This window comes from Devosia aquimaris (genome assembly GCF_020169335.1).
Classification (GTDB): Bacteria; Pseudomonadota; Alphaproteobacteria; order Rhizobiales; family Devosiaceae; genus Devosia; species Devosia aquimaris.
On sequence record NZ_JAIEZN010000001.1, the window covers coordinates 1,502,995 to 1,526,216 of the forward strand.

At 63.9% G+C, this 23,222-nt stretch carries 30 protein-coding genes; 8 read left to right on the forward strand and 22 right to left on the reverse strand.

The annotated features are described in order from the left end of the window. Positions 1 to 26 precede the first annotated feature (26 nt). A complete protein-coding gene (locus tag K1177_RS07185) occupies positions 27 to 965 on the reverse strand; it encodes a phytanoyl-CoA dioxygenase family protein (protein ID WP_224702616.1) in 939 nt (312 codons plus the stop codon). 132 nt (positions 966 to 1,097) lie between these two features. Between K1177_RS07185 and K1177_RS07190 the strand changes: the two genes are divergently transcribed. From K1177_RS07190 to folK, 5 genes are all read left to right on the forward strand, one after another. After that, positions 1,098 to 1,952 carry a helix-turn-helix domain-containing protein gene (locus tag K1177_RS07190; protein ID WP_224702617.1) on the forward strand — a complete coding sequence of 285 codons (855 nt, stop codon included), beginning with the start codon at positions 1,098 to 1,100 and terminating at the stop codon, positions 1,950 to 1,952. A gap of 155 nt (positions 1,953 to 2,107) precedes the next feature. Then, a complete protein-coding gene (locus K1177_RS07195) occupies positions 2,108 to 3,877 on the forward strand; it encodes an SLC13 family permease (RefSeq protein WP_224702618.1) in 1,770 nt (589 codons plus the stop codon). A 7-nt stretch (positions 3,878 to 3,884) separates the two neighbouring features. Further along, positions 3,885 to 4,736 (forward strand): dihydropteroate synthase, encoded by an 852-nt coding sequence (gene folP, locus K1177_RS07200; RefSeq protein WP_224702619.1) that lies wholly within the window; start codon positions 3,885 to 3,887, stop codon positions 4,734 to 4,736. A gap of 6 nt (positions 4,737 to 4,742) precedes the next feature. Then, the gene (folB, locus tag K1177_RS07205) at positions 4,743 to 5,129 is read left to right on the forward strand and encodes a dihydroneopterin aldolase (protein WP_224702620.1); all 387 of its coding nucleotides are present in this window, start codon (positions 4,743 to 4,745) and stop codon (positions 5,127 to 5,129) included. Beyond that, on the forward strand, positions 5,129 to 5,560 hold the full coding sequence (gene folK / locus K1177_RS07210) for a 2-amino-4-hydroxy-6-hydroxymethyldihydropteridine diphosphokinase (protein ID WP_224702621.1): 432 nt from the start codon (positions 5,129 to 5,131) through the stop codon (positions 5,558 to 5,560). Before folB ends, folK begins: the two co-directional genes overlap by 1 nt. On the opposite strand, the gene K1177_RS07215 is transcribed toward folK, so the two are convergent. From K1177_RS07215 to K1177_RS07235, 5 genes are all read right to left on the reverse strand, one after another. Continuing rightward, positions 5,557 to 6,336, reverse strand: a complete 780-nt coding sequence (locus K1177_RS07215) for an ATP12 family chaperone protein (protein ID WP_224702622.1) — start codon at positions 6,334 to 6,336, stop codon at positions 5,557 to 5,559. The genes folK and K1177_RS07215 overlap by 4 nt on opposite strands. Before the next feature lie 3 nt (positions 6,337 to 6,339). Further along, positions 6,340 to 7,002, reverse strand: a complete 663-nt coding sequence (locus K1177_RS07220; RefSeq protein ID WP_224702623.1) for an HAD-IA family hydrolase — start codon at positions 7,000 to 7,002, stop codon at positions 6,340 to 6,342. Beyond that, positions 6,999 to 7,985, reverse strand: a complete 987-nt coding sequence (locus K1177_RS07225) for an RluA family pseudouridine synthase (protein ID WP_224702624.1) — start codon at positions 7,983 to 7,985, stop codon at positions 6,999 to 7,001. The genes K1177_RS07220 and K1177_RS07225 overlap by 4 nt, the downstream gene beginning before the upstream one ends. Then, positions 7,982 to 8,362, reverse strand: a complete 381-nt coding sequence (gene crcB / locus K1177_RS07230; protein ID WP_224702625.1) for a fluoride efflux transporter CrcB — start codon at positions 8,360 to 8,362, stop codon at positions 7,982 to 7,984. The genes K1177_RS07225 and crcB overlap by 4 nt, the downstream gene beginning before the upstream one ends. Positions 8,363 to 8,444: 82 nt before the next feature. Beyond that, positions 8,445 to 9,770 (reverse strand): replication-associated recombination protein A, encoded by a 1,326-nt coding sequence (locus tag K1177_RS07235; RefSeq protein WP_224702626.1) that lies wholly within the window; start codon positions 9,768 to 9,770, stop codon positions 8,445 to 8,447. A 195-nt stretch (positions 9,771 to 9,965) separates the two neighbouring features. Here K1177_RS07235 and K1177_RS07240 point away from each other — a divergent pair, with 195 nt between their 5' ends. Then, positions 9,966 to 10,349 (forward strand): VOC family protein, encoded by a 384-nt coding sequence (locus K1177_RS07240; RefSeq protein WP_224702627.1) that lies wholly within the window; start codon positions 9,966 to 9,968, stop codon positions 10,347 to 10,349. A gap of 31 nt (positions 10,350 to 10,380) precedes the next feature. Here the strand turns inward: K1177_RS07240 and K1177_RS07245 are convergent, their stop codons facing one another. Both K1177_RS07245 and K1177_RS07250 read right to left on the reverse strand, forming a co-directional pair. Further along, a complete protein-coding gene (locus K1177_RS07245; RefSeq protein WP_224702628.1) occupies positions 10,381 to 10,917 on the reverse strand; it encodes an AAA family ATPase in 537 nt (178 codons plus the stop codon). A 78-nt stretch (positions 10,918 to 10,995) separates the two neighbouring features. Then, positions 10,996 to 12,486 (reverse strand): Do family serine endopeptidase, encoded by a 1,491-nt coding sequence (locus tag K1177_RS07250; protein WP_263574786.1) that lies wholly within the window; start codon positions 12,484 to 12,486, stop codon positions 10,996 to 10,998. Positions 12,487 to 12,667: 181 nt separating this feature from the next. Between K1177_RS07250 and K1177_RS07255 the strand changes: the two genes are divergently transcribed. Together K1177_RS07255 and K1177_RS07260 are read left to right on the forward strand one after the other, a co-directional pair. Next, positions 12,668 to 13,849, forward strand: a complete 1,182-nt coding sequence (locus tag K1177_RS07255; RefSeq protein ID WP_224702630.1) for a type III PLP-dependent enzyme domain-containing protein — start codon at positions 12,668 to 12,670, stop codon at positions 13,847 to 13,849. 105 nt (positions 13,850 to 13,954) lie between these two features. Then, a complete protein-coding gene (locus K1177_RS07260; RefSeq protein ID WP_224702631.1) occupies positions 13,955 to 14,494 on the forward strand; it encodes a P-loop NTPase family protein in 540 nt (179 codons plus the stop codon). Between the two features lie 15 nt (positions 14,495 to 14,509). Here K1177_RS07260 and K1177_RS07265 read toward each other — a convergent pair whose 3' ends face one another. The 14 genes from K1177_RS07265 to rpsN all read right to left on the reverse strand — a co-directional run bounded on the left by K1177_RS07265 (position 14,510) and on the right by rpsN (position 23,206). After that, entirely contained in the window at positions 14,510 to 15,547 is a 1,038-nt protein-coding gene (locus tag K1177_RS07265) for an NAD-dependent epimerase/dehydratase family protein (protein WP_224702632.1), read from the reverse strand. A gap of 75 nt (positions 15,548 to 15,622) precedes the next feature. Then, positions 15,623 to 16,054, reverse strand: a complete 432-nt coding sequence (gene rplQ, locus K1177_RS07270; protein WP_224702633.1) for a 50S ribosomal protein L17 — start codon at positions 16,052 to 16,054, stop codon at positions 15,623 to 15,625. 32 nt (positions 16,055 to 16,086) lie between these two features. After that, positions 16,087 to 17,112, reverse strand: a complete 1,026-nt coding sequence (locus tag K1177_RS07275) for a DNA-directed RNA polymerase subunit alpha (protein ID WP_224703708.1) — start codon at positions 17,110 to 17,112, stop codon at positions 16,087 to 16,089. 100 nt (positions 17,113 to 17,212) lie between these two features. Continuing rightward, positions 17,213 to 17,605 carry a 30S ribosomal protein S11 gene (gene rpsK, locus K1177_RS07280; RefSeq protein ID WP_137152177.1) on the reverse strand — a complete coding sequence of 131 codons (393 nt, stop codon included), beginning with the start codon at positions 17,603 to 17,605 and terminating at the stop codon, positions 17,213 to 17,215. A 78-nt stretch (positions 17,606 to 17,683) separates the two neighbouring features. Further along, a complete protein-coding gene (gene rpsM, locus K1177_RS07285; RefSeq protein WP_224702634.1) occupies positions 17,684 to 18,052 on the reverse strand; it encodes a 30S ribosomal protein S13 in 369 nt (122 codons plus the stop codon). 176 nt (positions 18,053 to 18,228) lie between these two features. Further along, on the reverse strand, positions 18,229 to 18,792 hold the full coding sequence (locus K1177_RS07290) for an adenylate kinase (protein ID WP_224702635.1): 564 nt from the start codon (positions 18,790 to 18,792) through the stop codon (positions 18,229 to 18,231). Then, positions 18,789 to 20,129: a preprotein translocase subunit SecY gene (gene secY, locus K1177_RS07295; protein ID WP_224702636.1), complete on the reverse strand. Its 1,341-nt coding sequence runs from the start codon at positions 20,127 to 20,129 to the stop codon at positions 18,789 to 18,791. The genes K1177_RS07290 and secY overlap by 4 nt, the downstream gene beginning before the upstream one ends. A gap of 129 nt (positions 20,130 to 20,258) precedes the next feature. Next, the gene (rplO, locus tag K1177_RS07300) at positions 20,259 to 20,759 is read right to left on the reverse strand and encodes a 50S ribosomal protein L15 (protein ID WP_224702637.1); all 501 of its coding nucleotides are present in this window, start codon (positions 20,757 to 20,759) and stop codon (positions 20,259 to 20,261) included. Positions 20,760 to 20,773: 14 nt separating this feature from the next. Further along, positions 20,774 to 20,962 (reverse strand): 50S ribosomal protein L30, encoded by a 189-nt coding sequence (gene rpmD, locus K1177_RS07305; RefSeq protein ID WP_224702638.1) that lies wholly within the window; start codon positions 20,960 to 20,962, stop codon positions 20,774 to 20,776. A 23-nt stretch (positions 20,963 to 20,985) separates the two neighbouring features. Further along, complete coding sequence (rpsE, locus tag K1177_RS07310) at positions 20,986 to 21,519, reverse strand: 30S ribosomal protein S5 (RefSeq protein WP_056232660.1); 534 nt, start codon at positions 21,517 to 21,519, stop codon at positions 20,986 to 20,988. 22 nt (positions 21,520 to 21,541) lie between these two features. After that, complete coding sequence (rplR, locus tag K1177_RS07315; protein WP_224702639.1) at positions 21,542 to 21,904, reverse strand: 50S ribosomal protein L18; 363 nt, start codon at positions 21,902 to 21,904, stop codon at positions 21,542 to 21,544. A 12-nt stretch (positions 21,905 to 21,916) separates the two neighbouring features. Beyond that, the gene (gene rplF / locus K1177_RS07320) at positions 21,917 to 22,450 is read right to left on the reverse strand and encodes a 50S ribosomal protein L6 (protein WP_224702640.1); all 534 of its coding nucleotides are present in this window, start codon (positions 22,448 to 22,450) and stop codon (positions 21,917 to 21,919) included. A gap of 39 nt (positions 22,451 to 22,489) precedes the next feature. Further along, entirely contained in the window at positions 22,490 to 22,888 is a 399-nt protein-coding gene (rpsH, locus tag K1177_RS07325; RefSeq protein WP_046172880.1) for a 30S ribosomal protein S8, read from the reverse strand. A 12-nt stretch (positions 22,889 to 22,900) separates the two neighbouring features. Continuing rightward, positions 22,901 to 23,206 (reverse strand): 30S ribosomal protein S14, encoded by a 306-nt coding sequence (gene rpsN, locus K1177_RS07330; protein ID WP_224702641.1) that lies wholly within the window; start codon positions 23,204 to 23,206, stop codon positions 22,901 to 22,903. Positions 23,207 to 23,222: the final 16 nt, after the last annotated feature.

Sequence of the window (23,222 nt, forward strand, 5' to 3'; positions counted from 1 at the left end):
CTCTCGTGTTTTGGCCGGCTGGCTGGTCAGTGCCAGCTCTTGAGCCCCAGCAGCTTTTCGCCCAGCGGCGTCAGTCTGGCCGTGGTGGCGTTCTTCTTTTCCCACTCGCGCGGATCGCCGGGGAAGGCATCGCGCTTGGGATGGTCCAGCTCGCGCCACAACCGGATACGCTCGGTGCGCTCGGCGGTATTGGCCTCATCGGCCGGGAACATCGAGATATATTGCGCCATGCGCACTCGCCCGTCGGAATGGTTGGGGCGCACGCCATGGGCCAGCAGCGTGTTGAAGATCATCAGGTCACCGGGCTCCATCTCGATATTGGTGATGGTCAGGCCCGTGGTGTCGGGGTGCATCGGGTCGCGGTCGGCCGGCTGGGTCTTCACCCATTCCTCGAAATTGTAGAACAGCTCGGGAATGCACTGGAAGCCGCCGACGTCGCCATCCTGCTTGACCAGGCTCAGCACGCCCTGCACGCCAATCGGCAGCGGATCGAGCGAGGTGTCGCTGTCCCAATGGATAAAGCCATTGGGATTGCCCTTGACCTTCTTGGGGACGTTCAGATTGGCGCGATCGATGCTGGTCCACAGCTCCTCCATGTCCCAGATGTCGACAAAGGCGTCATAGACGCGCTGCTCCATCCGGTTGTCCCACAGATACTGGTGGTTGTAGATCTCCACCATGCCGGTGCCGTTGAGCTCCTTCATGATGTGATCGCGCCGCTGCGGCGCATACCAGGTGCTCGGGTCAGCCGGATTCTTTTCGTCAAATTCCCAGAGCAAGGCCTTGAGCCGCTCCACATTTTCCTGCGGAACCGCATTGCGAACAATCACATAGCCCTTGGTTATCCAGTGCTGCCAATCCTCGGGGCTCAGCACCCGCAGCGGCAGCTTCTTGACGATGTCCTTGAGCTGGGTGGTGACCACCTGCGTGGTCGGATGGCTGTCGCGTTTGGTGGCCGCCTGCATGTCTGTCTCCCATTTGCCTGCACCTGTGGCGCTTGTTGATGGGAGCAGCCTAGATGGGAGCGTGGCGTTCGGCTTGCCCGCGCATGGCCAAGACTGATACTATTCTGGCGTGGAAGGGGATTGCTGCGCCATATGAAGCCCTATCTGGAGCATCTGACGACGGAAGACGGCGCCTCCTGGGCCCGGCTCAATCGCGCGCTGGACGACGGCATTCCCTTTCAATGGCATCACCATCCCGAGTTCGAGCTGACCCTGACGCTCAATTCGACCGGCCAGCGCTATATCGGCGACCACATCGGGCGCTATGAGGATGGCGACCTGGTGCTGATCGGCCCCTATCTGCCGCACACCTGGCATTCGGTCGACCGCCCCCAACCCGACGCGCCGCACACCGCGCTGGTGATGTGGTTCCAGTCGCTGTGGGCGGAGCGCCTGACAGCCAATGCCGAGCTGGCCGGCGTTGCGGCCATGCTGGACCGCGCCGCAACCGGCCTTGCCTTTTCGGCGCCCATGGCCGCCCGCGCGCGGCCGCTCATCGCCGAACTCTTCGGCCTCCCCGCCGTGGACCGCTTTCTGGCCCTGGTGCGGGTGCTGGCACTGTTGGCCGAGGACCGGCAGGCAACGCCCCTGTCGGCGACGGCACCCGGCATTGCCCCAGCCGCCGGCGAACGCCACCGCATCGACCGCGTGCTGACCCATATCCATGCCCATTTCGCCGAGCCGCTGTCCCTGGCGACACTGGCCGATATCGCCGCGCTCAGCACCTCGGGCCTGCATCGCAGCTTCCTGCGCCACACCCGCCAGACGGTGACGCAATATCTCATCCGCCTGCGCATCGGCCGTGCCTGCGCGCTGCTGTCATCGGGCGACATGCCTGTGGGCATGATTGCCGGCAGCGTCGGCTATGACTCGCTGGCCAATTTCAACCGCCAGTTCAAGGCGCTCAAGGGCATGACGCCGAGCCGGTACAGGGCCAATTTCACCTGATGCCACCAGCGTTTTCTTGTGCTGAGCGCAAGGGGCCGACTGCCCGATTTGCCCAAAGCTGTCCACAGCAATAGCTGGCGTCACAGCGGAATTTACGCTTGCCGCCGCGGCTTCAATGCGATGGTCTGGCGTCACTGCGGCACGACAGGATCGACATGACACTTTCGCAAGCCCTCTCCTTCCTGCTGATCGCCACCATGATGGTGGCGTTCGTCTGGGGCCGGTGGCGCTATGATGTGGTGGCGATCTGTTCGCTGCTTGCCGGCCTGGCCATTGGCGTCATCGCGCCCGGCGAGGCCTTCATCGGCTTTTCCGATGACATCGTCATCATCGTGGGCAGCGCGCTGGTGGTGAGCGCGGCTGTCTCGCGCTCCGGCATCATGGAAGTGGCGGTGCGCCGCTTTGCGCCCAATATCTCGGGGCCGCGCGCGCAACTGCTGTTGCTGACCGCCGTGGTGGCCGTGCTCAGCGCCTTTGTGAAGAACATCGGTGCGCTCGCCATCATGATGCCCATCGCCTTCCAGATGGCGCGGCGCTCCAATGTCTCGCCGTCGCTGTTCCTGATGCCGATGTCCTTCGCTTCGCTGCTGGGCGGGCTGATGACGCAGATCGGCACCTCGCCCAACATTATCGTTTCCCGCGTGCGCATGGAATTGACCGGCACGCCCTTCACCATGTTCGACTACACCCCCGTGGGCCTCGTGCTGACCATCGTGGGCCTGATCTTCCTGGTGATCGCCTATCGCCTGCTGCCCGAGCGCAAGCGCGAGAGCACCGGCCTGGACAGCGCCGTCGAAATCAAGAACTACACCACCGAAGCCCGGGTGACCGACGAATCCCCCGCTATCGGCAAGACCATTGGCGAAATCCAGTCGCTGGCCGACGGCCAGGCCATGGTGACCCGCATCGTCGGCACCGGCGGCCGCAGCCGCACGCCCCTGCCCGACGCCAAGCTGCGCGCCGGCGACATCCTGCTGATCGCCGGCGAGCCCGAGGCCCTCGACAAGATGGTGAACCAGTCCGGCCTCGTCTTCTCCGAGCGCCGTGGCGCAGCCACCAAGGACGCCGCCGATTTCGGCGTCATCGAAGCGGTGATCGGGGAAAGTTCCGGGCTGATCGGCGCTACGGCGCAGGAACTGACCCTGTTTGACCGCACGGGCCTGAACCTCCTGGCCGTCAGCCGCCGCGACGAGCGCTTTACCGAGCGTCTGGGCCAGATCCGCTTCCAGAATGGCGACGTGATCCTGATCCAGGGCCATATCAAGCGCCTGCCCGAACTGCTGCGCGAATGGGACTGCCTGCCGCTGGTGGAGCGCGGGCTGCGCCTGGGCAGCATCCGCAGCGGCCTGCTGCCGCTGGTGATCCTGGCGATAGCCATGGCCTCCACGGCGCTGGGCATCGTGCCGGTGGCACCGGCCTTCTTTGCTGCCGCCGCCGCCATGGTGCTGTTCCGCGCGCTGCCGCTGCGCGACCTCTATACCCAGATTGACGGGCCCATCCTGATCATGCTGGCCTGCCTGATCCCGGTGTCCGACTCCCTGCGCACCACAGGCGCCAGCGACATCGTCGCCAATTGGCTGTCGATGACGGCCAGCACCATGCCCGGCTGGGGCGCCCTGGCACTGATCATGGTCGCGGCCATGGCCGTGACGCCCTTCCTCAACAATGCCGCGACCGTTCTGGTGATGGCACCGATCGCGGCGACCTTTGCCACCGACCTGGGATACCAGCCCGAGGCCTTCCTGCTCGCCGTGGCCATTGGAGCCGGCTGTGACTTCCTCACCCCGATCGGCCACCAGTGCAACACGCTGGTCATGGGCCCGGGCGGCTACAAATTCGGCGACTACTGGCGCCTGGGCGCGCCGCTCTCGATCATGGTGGTGCTGGTTGCCGTGCCCATGCTGATGATCGTCTGGCCGTTCTGAGCCGCCCATGCACACCAGCCATTCCATCGCCCTGCCCGGCCGCCCGCCATTGGCCCTGGGCCGACGCGCCCTGGTGATGGGCATTCTCAATGTCACGCCGGACAGTTTTTCCGACGGCGGCCGCCATGCCGGGGTCGAACGCGCCCGCGCCCATGCCCGACAGATGATCGCCGAGGGCGCCGATATTCTCGATATTGGCGGCGAAAGCACCCGCCCCGGCGCCGCGCCGGTGGGTGTGCAGGAGGAGCTCGACCGGGTGATGCCCGTGCTCGATGCGCTGCGCGCCGACGGGGTGGACCTGCCCATCTCGATCGACACCTATAAGCCGCTGGTGGCCGACCAGGCCATCCAGGCGGGCGCCTCTATCATCAACGACGTGCATGGCCTCCAAGGCGCGCCGGAGATGGCCGAGATCGCCGCCCTCTACCAGGTTCCGGTGATCGCCATGCACTGGCAGCGAAATGCCACCGAGGCCGCTTCGCTGGCCGACGCCATGCAGGCCTATTTCACCGACAGCATCGCCATTGCGGCGGCGGCGGGCCTCCAGCGCGACCGGCTGATCGCCGACCCCGGCTTTGGCTTCGGCAAGTCGCTGGCCGAGAACTATGCCCTGCTCAACGATCTGGCCGCTGCCTGTCCGCCGGGCATGCCGATCCTTGTGGGTACGTCCCGCAAGTCGATGATCGGAAAACTGCTGGACAACCAGGCCGATGAGCGGCTGGCGGGCACCATCGCCACCTCTGTTCTGGGCTATTTGCGCGGCGGCCATATCTTCCGCGTGCATGATGTGCGCGCCAATCGCGACGCCCTTCGCGTGGCCGAGGCAACGCTGTATGGTCCGCCCGTACAACTGGGGTAAGCCCGCATGACCGAGCCATTCACCGGCGACCGTATCATCCTGAAAGACCTAGGCTTTTACGGGTTCCACGGCGTCTTTGCCGAGGAGGCCAAGCTCGGCCAGCGATTCTTCATCGACCTCGAGCTGGGCGCCGACCTGACCGCGCCCGCGACGACGGACAAGCTCAGCACCGGCATTTCCTATGCCGACATCTATGACGTGGTCAAAGCCGCCTTCGAAGGGCAGCGCATGCACCTGCTCGAGGCCGTCGCCAACAATATTGTCGAGGCGCTCTTTGCGGCCTTTCCCGGCGTCACCTGGATCATCATCCGCCTGCGCAAGCCCGAGGCGCCCATAGCGATGGTGCGCGGCGAGGCGGCCATCGAGCTGCACCGCCAGCGGAAGGCCGCGTGATGCCCCGCGCCTGGCTCAGCCTTGGCGCCAATATCGGCGATCCCCGCGGTCAACTGGCCGAGGCGGTGACGCGGCTGGACGCCCATGAGGGCATCTCGGTGGTGCGGCAATCCTCCGTGCTGACCACCAAGCCCTGGGGCAAGACCGACCAGCCTGACTTTGCCAATATGGCGCTGGCCATTGAGACGACCCTGGCGCCCATCGACCTGCTCGACGCCGTGCTCGGGATTGAGCGCGCCATGGGCCGCGTGCGCAAGGAAGTCTGGGGCCCCCGGCTCATCGATATCGACATCATCGCCTATGAGGGCGTGCGGATGAAGACCGATCGCCTGACCCTGCCCCATCCCTTTGCGCATGAACGCGACTTCGTGCTGGTGCCGCTGGGTGAACTCGTCGATGACGTGACGGCGCTGGTCGCGACGACCGACTAAAACCGCAGGGCCTCGAGCACGGCCACGGCGGTGTCGAACTCATTGCGGCGCATGGCGCGGCGTTCGGCGGCTTCCTCGTCCTGGCCCCATTGGGAAATCTGGTAGTCCTCATCGACATGCGCCGCCGCCCAGACCTGGTCGGGTGTCAGCAGCTTGTGCCAATAGCCCAGGGTGAGCAGGCCCGAGCCGGTGAGACCGGTCATCGACACCATCGCGGTGAGGGTAAAGAGGTTTTCGCTTTCCAGCACTTCGGCCAGGCGATCGAGCGTCGTCTGCGGCTGCGGCTGGTGGATGACGCCAAAGGTGGGCTGGAAGCTGACGCCGAAATGCCGCGCGATCCGCACCAGCGCGCCGTCCCAAACCAGCTCCTGCTCGGAGACCAGCTCCTGCGGCGACTCGGCACGATAGAGCAGCAGATCATTGGCGGCGAATTTGACGATCTCGGCCCGGAAGGCCGGCACATTGTCCTCGCCGCTCTCGACAGCCGAATTGATCAGCCGCACGGTCGGCATGGTGGCCGGATTGATGAACTCGCCCTGGCCCAGCCATTCCTCGGCCATGGTGGTGGCAATGGGCGCTGCCGGCACGACGACCGGGATCTTGCGGCCCGGCGTGCGCACCTGGCGGGCGTCGAGGGTGACGGTGAAGCCGCCATCGACCGGGGCGACACCAACATCCTTGTAGAAGCGCTTGGGCAGCTCGACCTTGTTGAGGTGCTGCGCCCGGCCATAGCCATCGTCCAGATGCTTCTGGATGTCTTCGAGCTGGTCGCGCATGGCTTACTCCACGAGTTGACGGATGGCGCCGTCGAGCTGGTCATAGCGGTCGATCATGGTGCTGGCGCCCGCCGCGATCAGTTCGCGCGGGTCGTGATAGCCCCAGGTGACGCCGATGGTGCGGGTGCCAGCGGCCACGCCCATGTCGATATCAAAGGTGGTGTCGCCGATCATGATGGTCTGGTCCGGCGTCGCGCCGGTTTCGGCCATGGCGCGCAGCAGCATGCCCGGATGGGGCTTGCTGGGATTGTGGTCCGGCGTCTGCAGCGTGGTGAAATAGTTCGACACGCCATGCAGCGCCAAGAGGCGGTGAACGCCATTGAGCCCCTTGCCTGTGGCAATGCCCAGGATGACGTCATCGCGGGCATTGAGCCGCTGCAGGGCCTCCAGCGTGCCGGGAAACAGGCCCTCGCGCCCCGCGTCGGTCACCACCGAAGCGCGATAATGCGCGCGATAGGTTTCGACCAGCTGGTCGATCAGCACGGTGTCATCGGTCCCCGCCAGCCGCGCCATGGCGATGGGCAGTGACAGGCCGATGACCCGCCGCCCCTCTTCAGGCGTCGGCGCAACCAGGCCCAAGCTGCGGAAAGTCGCGGCCATATGTTCGGTGATGAGCGCCTGCGAGTCGATCAGCGTCCCATCCATGTCGAACATGACAAGGATCATGCGCCGTCCTCGGGATCGCCGCTGACGTCGTAGCGATCCGGATCAAAGCCCAGGGTCTCAAAGCTGTGGCGCATATGCGGCGGCAGCGGCGCCGAGATATCGAGGCGCTGGCCATTGCGCAGCGGAATGGCAATGCGGCGGGCATGCAGGTGCAGCCCATAGCTCAGGCCCGGGGCACCCTGCCAGTTCTCGATGTTGAAGTAGCGCGGATCGCCGATGATCGGCGTACCGAGCTGCGCCATGTGCACACGCAGCTGGTGCGTGCGACCGGTGACGGGCTTGAGCGTGACCCAGGCGAAGCGGCGGCTGGCCGTATCGGTGGTGGAATAATAGCTCATCGAGTGCTGCGCACCCGGCGTGCCATTCTTGACCACGATCATCTGCTCGCCATCGTCGGTGGACTGGCGCGCGAGGAAGCAGGAAATTTCGCCCTGCGGCGGATGCGGATTGCCGGCGACAATGGCCCAATAGATCTTGCGGGCCGAGCGCGAGCGGAACACCGCGCCGAAATGGCTGGCGGCCGCCTTGGTCTTGGCGACGATCAGGCAGCCGGAGGTATCGCGGTCGAGGCGATGGACCAGGCGCGGCGGCTCGCCCTTCTTGTTGGGCAGGCTCTTGAGCATGCCGTCCAGATGGCGCTTGGTGCCGGTGCCGCCCTGCACGGCTAGGCCATGCGGCTTGTTGAGGACATAGATGTCGTCATCCTCATAAAGGATCATCTCGGCGATCAGCTTGGCGTCTTCGGCATTGACCTTGACCGGCTTGACCGTGTCGGGATCGTCGATAGGCGGAATGCGCACCACCTGCCCCGGCGACAGCCGCGTGCTGGTGGTCACCTTGGCCTTGTCGACCTTGACCTCGCCATTGCGGATCAGCTTTTGCAGCCGGCCAAAGCCGAGCTGGGGAAAATGATGGGCAAACCAGCGATCCAGACGCATGCCGTCTTCGTCGCTCTCTACCTGCCGCTGTTGAACGCCACTCATGCCACGCCTCGGGTCACCAAAAGCCCGAGATAAAGCCCAATGAGACAAACCACAACCGACAACAGCACATAGGCCCCTGCCGCAATGACATCCCCGCGCTCGATCAGCACAATGGTGTCGAGCGAAAAGGACGAAAATGTCGTGAACCCGCCCAACACGCCAACCGCCAGGAACAGCCGCAGCTCGGCCTGCTGCGGCGGCATGAAGCGGGCCAGAAGGCCAATCAGCACGCCCATGAACACCGAGCCCAGGATATTGGTCAGCAGCGTCGCCAGCGGGAAGGCCATGGGCCAGAGGCGGCCGATCAGCACCGAAAGCCCATAGCGGCTCATCGCGCCCAGGGCGCCGCCGGCGCCGACGAGAACAAAGGGAAACATCAATTTGGCTCCGAGGGGGAGATTGGTTCAGGCGGCTGCAGCGCGGCGGCGAGGGAGAGGCGCCGTCCGGAAAGATCTGGCCTCATTCCAGGTTCTCCCGCTTGGCCGCCCGCAGGCGCTCGAAATAGTCGATGCGCTTGCGATAATCGCGCTCGCTGCCGCGTTCGACCGGCTCGTAGAATTTCTGCCGGCCGATGCTCTCGGGGAAATACTCCTGGCCGGAAAAGCCCTCGGGCGTGTCGTGATCATAGATATAGCCATCGCCATAGCCCGACCCCTTCATCAGCTTGGTGGGGGCATTGAGGATGACCATGGGCGGCATGGGCGAGCCGGTGGACTTGGCGACGCCGCTGGCGGCCTTGAAGGCGGTGTAGACGGCGTTCGATTTGGGCGCGAGCGCCAGATAGACCACGGCCTGCGCCAGCGCCAGTTCGCCCTCGGGTGAACCGAGCATCTGATAGGCATCCCGCGCCGCGACGGCCTGCGGCAGCGCCTGCGGATCGGCCAGCCCCACATCCTCCACGGCCATGCGGATCAGCCGGCGCGCCAGGAACAGCGGGTCCTCGCCGGCGTCGAGCATGCGGGCGAAATAATAGAGCGCGGCATCGGGATCGGAGCCGCGGATGGTCTTGTGCAGCGCCGAAATCAGATTGTAGTGCCCGTCCTGCGCCTTGTCATAGATCGGCGCGCGGCGCTGCACGACGGTGAGGAGGCCCGCCGCGTCCAGCGTCTCGTCCTGCCGGACGGAAGCCAGTACCTCTTCCACCAGGCCCAAGAGGGCCCGCCCGTCGCCATCGGCGAGGGTCAGCAGCAATTGCCGCGCCTCGGCATCGAGCGGCAGCGCTGCCCCGGTGAGCGCCTCGGCCCGGGCGACCAGCTTTTCCAGATCCTCAGTCGCCAGCGACTCAAAGCGCAGCACCTGGCTGCGCGACAGCAGAGCGGCATTGAGCTCGAAGCTTGGGTTTTCGGTGGTGGCGCCGACCAGCACCACGGTGCCGTCTTCCATCACCGGCAGGAAACCATCCTGCTGGGCGCGGTTGAAGCGATGGATTTCGTCGACAAACAAAAGCGTCTTGTGGCCGCTGAGACGCTCGAAGCGCGCCTTCTCGAACACCTTCTTGAGATCGGCGACACCGGAGAACACCGCCGAGATCTGCTCGAACGTATAGCCGATCTGGTCGGCCAGCAGCCGCGCCACGGTGGTCTTGCCGGTGCCCGGCGGGCCCCACAGGATCAGCGAACCCAGCCGGCCCGAGGCGATCATGCGGCGCAGCGTGCCGTTGGGGCCCAGCAAATGACTCTGCCCGATCACCTGGTCGAGCGAGCGCGGCCGCAACTGATCGGCCAGCGGCCGGGCGGCATCGGCTTCAACGGCGCTTTCGGGATCAGGAGCGAATAGGTCTGCCATGCCGGATCATCGGTTCTTGGACACTGCTCCTGCCTAGGCCAGCCCGGCGCGGGGAGCAAGGGCGGAGGCCCATGCAAGGTGCAAATCCCCTGCCCGGTCCGCCTCTCCATCAACTGTGGCACAGCGTGCTGCCGCAGACTGTCAGCAGGGCGCCATTAGGACCGGGGTATCAACACACTTTGGGAGCCGACCACCATGTTCGACCACTTTGGCATCACCGTCCGCGATTTCGACCGCGCCCGCCAGTTCTACGATGCCGCGCTGGCGCCACTGGGCTCGAGCTTCCTCGTGCAGGTGCCCGGCGAGTACACCAATGGCGTCAAGGTCGGCGGCTATGGCCAGACTGGCCCGGCCTTCTGGCTGACTGAAGGCGACGCCCAGAAGCCGATCGTCCACATCGCCTTTGCCGCCAAGACCCGCGCCGAGGTCGATGCCTTTTATGCCGCCGCCATGGCCGCCGGCGGCACCGACAATGGCAAGCCGGGCCTGCGCCCGCACTATCACGCCACCTATTACGGCGCCTTCGTGCTCGACCCCGATGGCAACAATATCGAAGCGGTCTGCCACGCCCCGGAATAGGCTTGCCGGCCCGGGCTGGCTCGGCAGACGGCTACACCGTCTTCAGCCAGTCCGCGATTGCCTCGGCCGACTGCAGTGGCGTCAGGCCTGTGGCGTCGAGCTGCAGCAGATTGGGCTCGTCGCCACCGAACAGCGGCTTGGCGCTGGCGTGGTTGCGCCGGGCATAGTCGGGGTCGCGCGGCTTGCGCATCTGGTCGCGGCCCTCGGACTGGATGCGGCGCATGTTCTCATCGAGCGCACAGGCGACGTGGACCACGCAGAACGGCGGCCGTGAACGGCCCAGGGCCGTCATCCGATCCCACTCCGCCACGGCCCAGGGATCATCGCCCGCCAGCACGGTCGTCAGCACGACCGGCACGTCGGCGGGCAATTGGCCGATCAGCTCGTGCCCGAGGGCCTCGACCTTTTCGACCGTGGCCTTGAAGGCAGCCGATTTGAACTCGGTGAGCGCAAAGGCGAGATTGTAGACCGTGTGGATGTCCAGCAGCCGACCCGACAGCAGCCGCGTCAGCTCCCGCCCAATGGTCAGCTTGCCGACACCGGGATAGCCATTGAGCACGACGATCATGGGTTCCCCTCCTGCCCGGCGGCCGGAACGGCCGCATCGCCGATGATGCGCGCCCCATGTCGGCTTGGGAAGACCAGCCTAGCCGCTGATGATGCTGCGGGTGACGCGACCGTCGCGCTGCAGGATGATCTGCCAGGTGCGGACGCGCTGGCTGGCGGTCTGGGCGAAGGCCTTGGCGCTGTCCATGGCGGTATCGTTGAGCTGGAGGATGATGTCGTCGACCTTGAGGCCCATGGCTTCGGCCGGGCTGTTGGGCGCCACTTCGGTGACGATGATGCCCTTGGCGTCATAGGCCAGGCCCTTGACCTCGGCCAGGGCCGGATCGAGCTGGCGCACGGTGGTGCCGGCAAAGCGGGAATCCCCGGTAATGGTGGCCGTGGTGTTGGCATCGGGCACGGGCGCGGCTTCGACAGTGAAATCAATCGACTCGCTGCTTCCGTTGCGCAGGCGCTCAAGCTTGACCGATTGCCCGATGGGCTTGGTGGCCAGGCGGAAGTTGAAGGCGCTGGGGTCATCAACCGCGACACCGTCCACGCTCATGACCACATCGCCCGAGGCAAAGCCGGCGCGGGCCGCCGGGCCATCGGGGGCCACTTCCGTGATCAGCGCGCCATGCGGGGCCACCATATTGAGGCTGGCGGCGATATCGGCCGTTACCGCCTGCATCTTGGCGCCAAACCAGGGGCGCACGATCTGCCCGCCCGAGACGCCGGCCTCGGCCACCAGCTTGGCCATATTGGCCGGAATGGCAAAGCCGATGCCCACCGAGCCGCCCGACTGCGAATAGATGGCGGTATTGATGCCCACCAGATGCCCGGCCATGTCGACCAGGGCGCCGCCCGAATTGCCCGGATTGATGGCGGCATCGGTCTGGATGAAGAACTCATAGTCCGAGCGCTCGACGCCGGTGCGCGCCAGGGCCGAGACAATGCCGCTGGTCACGGTCTGGCCGACGCCAAAGGGATTGCCGATCGCCAGCACCAGGTCGCCCACTTCGAGCGCATCGGAATCGGCAAAGGTGATGGCCGGGAAGTTCGCCTGCCCGGGATCGCGCACGCGCAGCACGGCCAGATCGGTCTGGGCATCCTCGATGACGATGTCGACGGCGAACTCGCGCCCGTCCGAGAGGGCAATGCGGACATCGGTAGCCCCCTCGATGACATGACGATTGGTGAGGATGACGCCGCCGGCATCCACGATCACGCCCGAGCCCAGCGACTGCGACTCGCGCGGCCGGCTCTGGAACTGCCCCTGCCCGAAGAAGCGGGAGAAAAAGGGATCATTGGCGAAGGGCGAGGCCGACTGCTGCTCGATGCGGGTGGCGTAGACATTGACCACCGAGGGCGACACCGATTTCACCACCGGGGCGAAGCTGAGCTTGATCTGTGCATCGCTCTGCGGCACCGCACTGTCAATGAGCGCAGGCACGGCAGCCGGCGGCGCCGCGGTCTGCGCGGTGCTCGGACTGTTCCAGGGTGAAAACGCCAGGGTTCCCGCCACGGCGATCGCCACGACGGCCACACCTGCCAAAATCACTGCGCGCTTGGACACTTGCCTATCTCCTGCCATTGGCCGGGACCCAAAACGGGGTCGCCAGCGGGCTCACGCAAACGCCCGGATTCAGGCACGAAAATGGCGTCACGCAACTGACGCATTTTGTGGCCAAATAAACGTTTGCGTGAGGGGGCTCACCGCCCTATATGCAGCGCTCGTTTTCCGCACTTCCCCCAGCCCGAAAGGCCAGTCGTCCATGACCACCGAGCCGAAGCACGTTTACCCGAACACCTCCGCCCTGATCGCGGCGGAAGCGCCGGATTTCCCGGCCTTCCTGTTCTCTGAACGCGAGCTGCACCGGGCCACAAAGGTCTTCAAGAAGGGCTTTGACGGCCTGCTGACCTATGCGGTGAAGTGCAACCCCTCGCCCCACATCATCGCCCAGCTGCATCGCGAAGGTTTGAAGGCCTTCGACGTGGCCTCCAACACCGAGATGGAACTGGTGCGCGACTACGCCCCCGGCGCAGTGATGCACTACAACAACCCCATCAAGAACAAGCGCGAGATCGCCCGGGCCTACGAAGAGTTCGGCGTGCGCAGCTTCACCATCGACCATCCCCAGCAGCTCGACCAGCTGGCCGCCGTCGTGTCGCCCAGCCGCGACGTCGAAGTGACCACCCGCTTCAAGGCCGGCAAGGCGCTCAAGTCCTATGACTTCGGCATCAAGTTCGGCGTGATGGAACAGGGCGCCGCCGAAATCGTCGCCGCCGTCGAGACCATGGGCTATACCCCCAGCCTGTGCTTCCACGTCGGCAGCCAGTGCGAAGACGCCTATGCCTATGAGCGCCACATCGCTGCGGCCGCCCGCATCGTCGAGGAAGCCGGCATCGAGCTCAAGCGCCTCAACATCGGCGGCGGCTATCCGGCCCCCTACCCGACCAGCGAAGCGCCGCCGATGGACTATTACTTCGAGACCATTGCCACGGCCGTCAGCGATCACTTCGGCGAGAAGCGCAAGCCGGACCTGATCATCGAGCCCGGTCGTGCCCTGGTGACCAGCTCGACCTCGCTGCTGCTGCGCGTCAAGCATCAGCGCGGTGGCCAGTCGGTCTATGTCAACGACGGCGCCTATGGCAGCCTGATGGAAGTCAAGTTCATGCACTTCACCCCGCCGGTGCGCGTCTGGCGCGGCCCGCGCCTGCATGACAACGACCAGGAATTCTCGGACTTCACCATCTGGGGCCCGACCTGCGACAGCTATGACGTGCTGCCCCAGGTGTTCACCCTGCCGGCCGATATCGACGAAGACGACTGGATCGAGTTCGGCCTGATGGGCGCCTATACCCAGGCCTCGCTCACCCCGTTCAACGGCTTTGACCGCCGCGACCAGTTCTGGGTCGAAGATGCCTATACCGGCAAGGACCAGCAGCCCGAATAAGGCGCCCGCCCCGCCCACACGCACAAATCCCCGCTCCGGCGGGGATTTTCGTCTTTACCGCCGTGCCTTTTCCACCCCGATCCCCGCTTTATATCGGAACTGAAAATGCAGACCATTCCGCCCCTGGCCGATCTCGGCCGCCGCATCATGATCCTTGGCCCCAGCAATGCCGGCAAGTCGACACTGGCCGACGCCATTGCCCGCAAGCTCGGCATCGAGGCCATCCACCTGGACGTCTTCTGTCACCAGCCGGGAACCGACTGGGTGCCCCGCGACAAGGCCGAATTCCGTGCGCTGCACGATGCAGCGATCGCGCAGGATTCCTGGGTGATGGACGGCAACTACACCGACATCATGCCGCAACGCTTTGCCCGCGCCAGCGGCGTCATCGTCATCGATGACCATTACCTCAAGCGCTATGTCCGCTATTTCCGCCGCACGCTGTTCCAGAAGCAGCGTCTGGGCGCCCTGCCCGGCAGCCGCGACAGCGTGAAGTGGTCGATGATCAACTGGATCTGGAAGACCCGCAACGCCAGCAAATACTGGCGCATGACGGCGGAAACCGGCTTGCCCAACGTGGTCTGCCACAGCCTGAATGACGTCAATGCGCTCTACGCCGCCTGGCAGCTGAGCAAGCGGCGCTAGAACCGCGCCACGCCCCTACGGGCCGGCATTGGACTGGCGCAGCGCCAGCAGGGTCGACGCACAGCTCAGGATCGCCTCCCGCCCCGGCAGCAGCGGCCGGCCGAGCAGCTTCTCGATCTTGTCGTGCCCATAGTGCTTTTGCTGGCCCAGATCCTCATAGACCACGCGCAGCGGCCCCCCAAAGCGCGCCATCAACCGTACCAGCCAGTCCGGCAGATAGGGCGCCGCGACCGGATGGTCGGGAAACGCACTGCGCAGGATCGTCGCCACTTCGGGCATGGTCAGATAGTCGGAAGCCACCAGATAGCGCTCGCCCACCGAAGCGGGCTTCTGCAGCGCCGCCAGATGGGCGGCGGCGACGTCGCGGACATCGACCACCGAAAACCCGCTGCGCGGCATGGCGGGCCCCGCCCCCACCAGCATATTGCCCACCAGGGCCACCGAGGCGCTGAAATCATCGTCCAGCACCGGCCCCAGGATGGCGCTGGGCAGGATGGTGGTCAGATCGAGTGGCAACGCCCGCGCCAGGGCCCAGGCGGTGCGCTCGGCATTGGTCTTGGCAATATGATAGCTGCTGGGCACCCGCATGCCGGCCAGATTGGTATAGTCGGCCTCGCTATAGGTCTGCACGGCCGACTGGTTCCCGTGACCATAGGCGACCGCCGCGACCGAGGACGTCATGATGACGCGGCGCACGCCGGCCAAAGCGGCAAAGCGCAGGACCCGCTCTGTGCCACCCACGGCTGCAGCCATGAATTTGGATTTGTCGCGCGGCTCGGACGCCTGCACCGGCGCCGCAATGTGCATCACCGCGTCCACGCGGGACATCGCCTTGGACCAGCCATAGTCCAGCAGCAGGTTGAGTTTGACGAAGCTGAGCCGGTAGAGAACATCCTCCCCCAGCTGGCTGACGACCGCCTTCCGCACAGCCTCGGCCTTGTCCTCTGACCGCACGCTGCCGCGCACCGAATAGCCCGCCCGCAGCAGCGCTATAACGGTCCACTTGCCCACAAAGCCACTAGCACCTGTGACAAGCACCAGATCCGACGGCATGCTCACTCCAGCCCAAACGACAAAGCGGCCACGGAATGAACCGCAGCCGCCTTATGATCTTGATGACGTCCGCGCTTACGCGGCTTCGTATTCACCGTCCTGGTCGTCACGCACCTGCACCGGACCGCTGTCCTGGCCCTTGGCGTTGACGTCGCGATCGACGAACTCGATCACGGCCATCGGGGCGTTGTCGCCGTAACGGAAGCCGGCCTTCAGGATGCGGATATAGCCGCCCTGACGTTCCTTGTAGCGCGGGCCAAGCACGGCAAAGAGCTTGGCAACCTGGCCCTCATCGCGCACCTGCGCGATGGCCTGGCGACGCGCATGCAGATCGCCGCGCTTGCCCAGGGTGATGAGCTTCTCGACGATCGGACGCAGGTCCTTGGCCTTGGGAAGCGTGGTGACGATCTGCTCGTGCTTGATCAGCGCGGCGGACATATTTGCGAACATGGCCTTGCGGTGGCTGGCAGTCCGGCTGAGTTTGCGACCTGAATTACCGTGGCGCATGGTGGTCTCCTAAAGTGCTTGGCAGCGCGGGATCAATAGTGATCTTCGTAGCGCTTGGCGAGGTCATCGATATTCTCGGGTGGCCAGTTGGCAACGTCCATTCCGAGATGAAGCCCCATCTGTGCCAGGACTTCCTTGATTTCGTTGAGCGACTTGCGGCCGAAATTCGGGGTCCGCAGCATCTCGGCTTCCGTCTTCTGGATGAGGTCGCCGATGTAAACGATGTTGTCGTTCTTGAGGCAGTTGGCCGAACGAACCGAGAGTTCGAGCTCGTCGACCTTCTTGAGCAGTGCCGGGTTGAAGGCCAGTTCGGGAACCGAATCCTGGGCCTTTTCCTTGCTGGGCTCTTCGAAGTTCACAAAGACCGACAGCTGGTCCTGGAGAATGCGCGCGGCATAGGCCAGCGCATCTTCCGGCGACACGGCGCCATTGGTCTCGATCTGCAGGGTCAGCTTGTCCTTGTCCAGGCTTTCGCCGGCACGGGTCGCATCGACCTTGTAGCTCACGCGGCGAACCGGCGAAAACAGCGAGTCGACCGGGATATAGCCGATCGGTGCGTCTTCGGGACGGTTCTTGTCGGCAGCGACATAGCCCTTGCCGGTGTCCACGGTGAATTCGATGTTGATCTCGGCGCCATCGTCGAGGTGGCAGATCACCAGCTCGGGGTTCAGCACTTCGATGTCACCGGTGACCTTGATGTCACCAGCCGTCACGGCACCCGGACCCTGCTTGGACAGGCCAAGGCGCTTGGGGCCTTCGCCGCCCATGCTCAGCGCGATTTCCTTCACGTTGAGAACGAGGTCGGTGATGTCTTCACGCACGCCCGGAAGCGAGGAGAATTCATGCAGGATGCCATCAATCTGGATTGCAGTCACTGCCGCGCCCTGAAGCGACGACAGCAGCACGCGACGCAGGGCATTACCAAGGGTAAGCCCGTAACCGCGCTCAAGCGGCTCGGCTACGACCGAGGCCACGCGCGCGTTGTCGCTGCCCGAAACAATCTCCAGCTTGGTCGGCTTGATCAGTTCTTGCCAGTTCCTCTGGATCGTCACGGTTATGTCCTTTCAAAATCGCGGCCCCAGCCCGAGCCGCTCCGCCGCAAACGCAATAAGACTCCCGGCCCATTCAATCGGCCGGGAGCTCTCTAAACGGTCTAGACTAGACGCGGCGCCGCTTGCGCGGGCGGCAGCCATTGTGCGGGATCGAGGTGACGTCGCGGATGGACGTGACGTTGAAGCCAGCAGCCTGCAGGGCGCGAAGCGCCGATTCACGGCCCGAACCGGGACCACGCACTTCGACCTCAAGGGTCTTCATGCCGTGTTCCTGGGCCTTCTTGGCGCAATCTTCAGCAGCAACCTGCGCTGCATAGGGGGTCGACTTGCGCGAACCCTTGAAACCCATGACGCCCGAGGACGACCAGGCAATCGTGTTGCCCTGCATGTCCGCAATGGTGATCATGGTGTTGTTGAACGACGCATTCACGTGGGCAACGCCCGAAATGATGTTCTTGCGTTCCTTGCGCTTGACGCGCGCGACTTCAGTCTTAGCCATGTACTTCCTCTATTCGATATCAGCGCTGCCGTCAGCAAAGCCCCGGCAGCTACATCGAAGAACCCAGAATGCGGGTTCTTACTTCTTCTTGCCGGCGATTGCCTTGGCCGGACCCTTGCGGGTGCGGGCATTGGTGTGGGTACGCTGACCGCGCACGGGCAGACCGCGACGGTGGCGCAGGCCACGATAGTTACCCAGGTCCATCAGGCGCTTGATGTTCATCGCCACGCCGCGACGCAGATCACCCTCAACGACATAGTCGCTGTCGATGGTCTCGCGGATCTGGATGACTTCCGCATCGGTGAGTTCGTTCACACGACGCTCCAGCGGAATGCCAACCTTCTTGCAGATATCCTCGGCGAACTTGTCGCCAATCCCATGGATATACTGCAGCGCGATTACAACGCGCTTGTTCGTCGGGATATTGACGCCAGCAATACGAGCCACGTCTGCTCTCCTTCATTCAGCGCGAACCATCACGGCTGGCGCCCTAAAACAACAAGGGACCGGAATTCGACCCCAACTACCTGGAGAACCGAATCCAGCCCAATAATCCGTGAGACTGAAGCGGTTCTTTAAGGGCTCGATTCCGCGGAGTCAACCGCCAAGTCAAGCCCGAAATTTTACGGCGTGATCGCGGCCTTGATGGCAGCGGTCACCTGGTCCACCGGCGCCATGCCGTCGACCGTCTTCACCAGACCGCGCTGACGATAGTAGTCCACCAGCGGCGCGGTATCATTCTTGTAGACGTCCAGGCGCTTGCGGATCACTTCCGGATTGTCATCCGGACGATTGCTTTCCTTGGCGCGGTTGATCACGCGGGCAATCAGGACATCGGCGTCGGCGGTCATCTCGATAACCGCGTCCAGCGTCATGCCCTTCTGCTTGAGCATGCCATCGAGCGCCTCGGCCTGGGCAATGGTGCGCGGAAAGCCATCCAGGATGAACCCGGCTTTGCAGTCCTCGGCGTCCAGACGTTCAGAGACAATGCCATTGACGATGTCGTTGGACACCAGATCGCCGCGATCCATCACTTCCTTGGCCGCAAGGCCAAGGGGTGTGCGATCCTGAATGGCGGCGCGCAGGATATCGCCGGTCGACAGCTGAGGAATGCCATAGGCATCGATCAGGATCTTGGCCTGCGTCCCCTTCCCCGCCCCCGGCGGTCCGAGCAGTATCAACCTCATCGACGCTTGCCTCCTCCAAGACGGGACTTCTTGACCAGCCCCTCATATTGCTGCGCGATCAGATGACTCTGGATCTGGCTGACCGTATCGAGCGTCACCGTGACCATGATCAGCAGCGAGGTGCCGCCGATGAACTGGCTGACGGCCAGCTGGTTGTGCACGACCTCGGGGATCAGTGCGACAACGGTAAGATAGAGCGCGCCAACAACGGTGATGCGGGTCAGCACATAATCGATATGCGCAGCGGTGCGTTCGCCCGGACGATAGCCCGGAATAAAGCCGCCGGAGCGCTTGAGATTGTCTGCCGTCTCGACCGGATTGAACACGATCGCAGTGTAGAAGAACGAGAAGAAGATGATGAAGAAGGCGAACAGCGCCAGATACAGCGGCTGACCGCGTCCCAGCAGCGCCGTGACCACCTGCAGCCACTCCGGAGCGTTGCCCTGGGCAGCAAACGACGCAATGGTCGCCGGCAGCAGCAGGAGCGACGAGCCAAAGATCACCGGGATAACGCCCGAGGTATTCAGCTTGAGCGGCAGATGCGAGGTGTCCCCCTGGAACATCTTGTTGCCGACCTGGCGCTTCGGATACTGGATCAGAAGGCGACGCTGGGCGCGTTCGAAGAACACGATGCCCGCGATCACCACCAGGGCCAGCAGGAGCACGCCGGCGGCAGCCAGCGGCGGCAGTGCCCCCGTACGGCTCAGCTCGAGGGTCTGCACCACCGTGGTGGGCAGATTGGCCACGATGCCGGCAAAGATGATCAGCGAAATACCATTGCCGACGCCACGCGAGGTGATCTGTTCACCCAGCCACATCAGGAACATGGTGCCACCCACCAGGGTGATGACGGTGGAGATGCGGAAGAACCAGCCCGGATTGAGCACAACGCCCTGGCTGGCCTCGAGGCCCACGGCAATGCCATAAGCCTGCACGACGCAGAAAACCACGGCCAGGTAGCGCGTGTACTGGTTCATCTTGCGACGGCCAGCCTCGCCACCCTCCTTCTTGAGGGCCTCTAGGCGCGGCGACGCGGTGGCAACCACCTGCACCACGATGGACGCGGTAATATAGGGGATCAGGTTCAGCGCGAAGATCGCCATGCGCTGCACAGCGCCACCAGCGAACATGTTGAACATGCCCAGAATGCCCTGCTGCGACGCCTTGAAGGTTTCCGCAAAGGCAGCCGGGTCAATGCCCGGAACCGGAATGAATGTCCCCAGACGATAGACAAGCAGCGCGCCCAGTGTGAACCAGATGCGCTGCTGCAGGGCCTTCGCCTTGGAGAACGTCGAAAAATTGAGATTACGTGCCAGCTGTTCGGCTGCGGACGCCATGTATCGCTCCCTATGGCTTCAATGCCAGGTGCGCTCGGAGCGCTTCAGGACGCAGATGCATCTGCATCCCTAACGCAACAAACCAAAAAAAGGCGCACCCGACCAGCAGCCGGGTGCGCCAAGCCGGATTTAGCCGGCGTATGGGGTCTTCTTCCACGACTCCTTGGCCGGGATGAGATCGATCTTGCCACCGGCAGCTTCGATAGCGGCAGTCGCACCGGCCGTAGCGTAGTTGACGTTAAACGTCACCTTCTTGGCGGTGAAACCGGCCGAACCGATCAGGCGCACGCCGTCCTTGGGACGACGGATGACGCGGGCAGCGATCAGCGCTGCGGCATCGATCACAGCCTTGGGGTCGAGCTTGCCAGCATCGATATAGGCCTGGAGGCGGTCGATACGGACCTCGTTCCAGTCGCCGGGGTTCAGCGCGTTGAAGCCGCGCTTTGGCATACGCATGTGAAGGGGCATCTGGCCGCCTTCAAAGCCGTTGATCGCCACGCCCGAGCGTGCAGTCTGGCCCTTGCCGCCACGACCACCGGTCTTGCCCTTGCCGGAGCCGATACCGCGACCGATGCGGATACGGGTCTTGGAGGAACCGGGGTTGTCGCGAAGTTCGTTCAAACGGGTCATCAGATGGACCTTTCTTACTCGCCGACGACGCGGACGAGGTGCGGCAGCTTGTTGATCATGCCGCGCACTTCTGGCGTATCGAGCAGCTCGCGCTGCTTGTTCATCTTGTTGAGCCCGAGACCGATCAGGGTCGCGCGCTGCACTTTGTCGCGGCGGATCGGCGAACCGATCTGCTCTACGATAAGGGTCTTCTTCTCAGCCATGATGTTTCTCCGGACCTGAGCGATCACGCTTCGACCGCAGTCTCGCCGCGGCGAGCCTGCAGTTCGGAAACCTTCAGACCGCGGCGGGATGCAACCGACCGTGGGCTATCGACGCGCTTGAGCGCATCAAAGGTAGCACGCACCATGTTGTAGGGATTGGCAGTGCCCTGCGACTTGGCAACGATGTCGTTGATGCCAAGCGTTTCGAACACGGCGCGCATCGGACCGCCGGCGATGATGCCGGTACCGGGAACGGCTGCACGCAGGATGACCTTGCCGGCGCCATGGCGACCCTGCACATCGTGGTGCAGCGTGCGGGCATCGCGCAGCGGAACGCGGATCATCTGGCGCTTGGCCTGCTCGGTAGCCTTGCGGATCGCTTCTGGCACTTCACGGGCCTTGCCGTGACCAAAGCCAACGCGGCCCTTCTGGTCGCCGACAACGACGAGTGCGGCAAAACCGAAACGACGGCCGCCCTTGACCACCTTGGCCACGCGGTTGATGTGGACCAGGCGATCGACGAATTCGCTTTCGCGCTCTTGAACGTCTCTGCTCATAATTCTCTTTCCTCGCCGTGTTCTAGAACTGCAGGCCGCCCTCACGGGCAGCGTCTGCAAGGGCCTTCACACGGCCATGATAGATATACGCACCACGATCGAAGATCACTTCAGCGACGCCGGCCTTGGAACCGCGCTCGGCGATCAGCTTGCCGATCGCAGCAGCAGCCTCTGCGGTGCCACCATTCTTGACCGTGGACTTGACGTCCTTGTCGAGCGTGGACGCGGAAGCCAACGTACGGCCGGTCGAATCGTCGATGATCTGGGCGTAGATATTCTTGTCCGAGCGGAAAACGCTGAGACGGGGACGACCGAAGGCACGAGCCTTGAGCGCCTTGCGGACACGAGCCTTGCGGCGCTCCGCACCTTTTGCACTGATAGCCATTGCAGGCGCTCCTTACTTCTTCTTGCCTTCTTTGCGGAAGACGTACTCGTTGGCATAACGGACACCCTTGCCCTTGTAGGGCTCGGGCTTGCGCCATGCACGAATATCAGCCGCAACCTGGCCAACTTGCTGCTTGTCGATGCCCGTCACGACGATTTCCGTCGGGGCCGGAACGGCCAGGGTGATTCCCTTGGGGGCTTCGTAGATCACTTCGTGGCTGAAACCAAGCGACAGCTTGACATCCTTGCCCTGCATAGCGGCGCGATAGCCCACGCCCTGGATGGCCAGCTTCTTTTCAAAGCCGGCCGAGACGCCGGTGACCATGTTCTGGATCAGTGCACGGGTGGTGCCCCAGGCAGCGCGCGCAAAGCGCGTGTCATTGGCCGGAGAAACGACCAGGCCTTCGGCCCCGTTCTCAACATTGACCGAATCCATGAGCACGATGCTCAGTTCACCCTTGGGGCCCTTTGCGGTAACGGTCCGACCATCGATCGTGACCGTAACGCCGCTCACCGGTGCAACCGGTTTCTTGCCAGTACGTGACATTCTATCTTCTTTCTTGAGTAGTCGTCTTACCGCGCCGTCTTAGAAGACGCGGCAGAGTACCTCACCACCAACATTGGCAGCCTTGGCTTCGTGGTCGGCCATCACACCCTTGGGGGTGGAGAGGATCGAGACACCCAGGCCGTTGGCAACCTGCGGAATATTCTTAACCGAAGCGTAAACGCGACGGCCGGGACGCGAGACGCGCTCGATCGTGCGGATGACGGCTTCGTTGTCCGAGTACTTCAGTTCGATTTCATACTCGGAGGCACCGTTTTCGAACTTGGTCTCCGAATAGCCGCGGATGAAACCCTCGGACTGGAGAACGTCCAGCACACGACCACGCAGGGTCGACGCCGGCGTCGAAACGGAATTCTTGCGACGCATCTGGGCGTTGCGGATACGGGTCAGCATGTCGCCGATGGGATCGGAAAAGCTCATCTTCTGTTCTCCTTACCAGCTCGACTTCACGAGGCCCGGGATCATGCCCAGGTTGCCCAGCTGACGCAGCGCGATGCGGCTCAGCTTGAGCTTGCGGTAGAAGCCACGGGGACGACCCGAGACTTCGCAGCGGTTGCGGATGCGAACCTTGGCGGAATTGCGCGGCAGTTCAGCAAGCTTGAGCTGAGCAGCGAAGCGCTGATCCATCGGGATCGACTGATCCTTGGTCGCGGCCTTCAGAGCGGCACGCTTGGCAGCATACTGCTTAACAAGCGCGCGACGCTTTTCGTTCTTAACGGTGGAGCTGGTCTTTGCCATGTCCTGATTCCTTTTC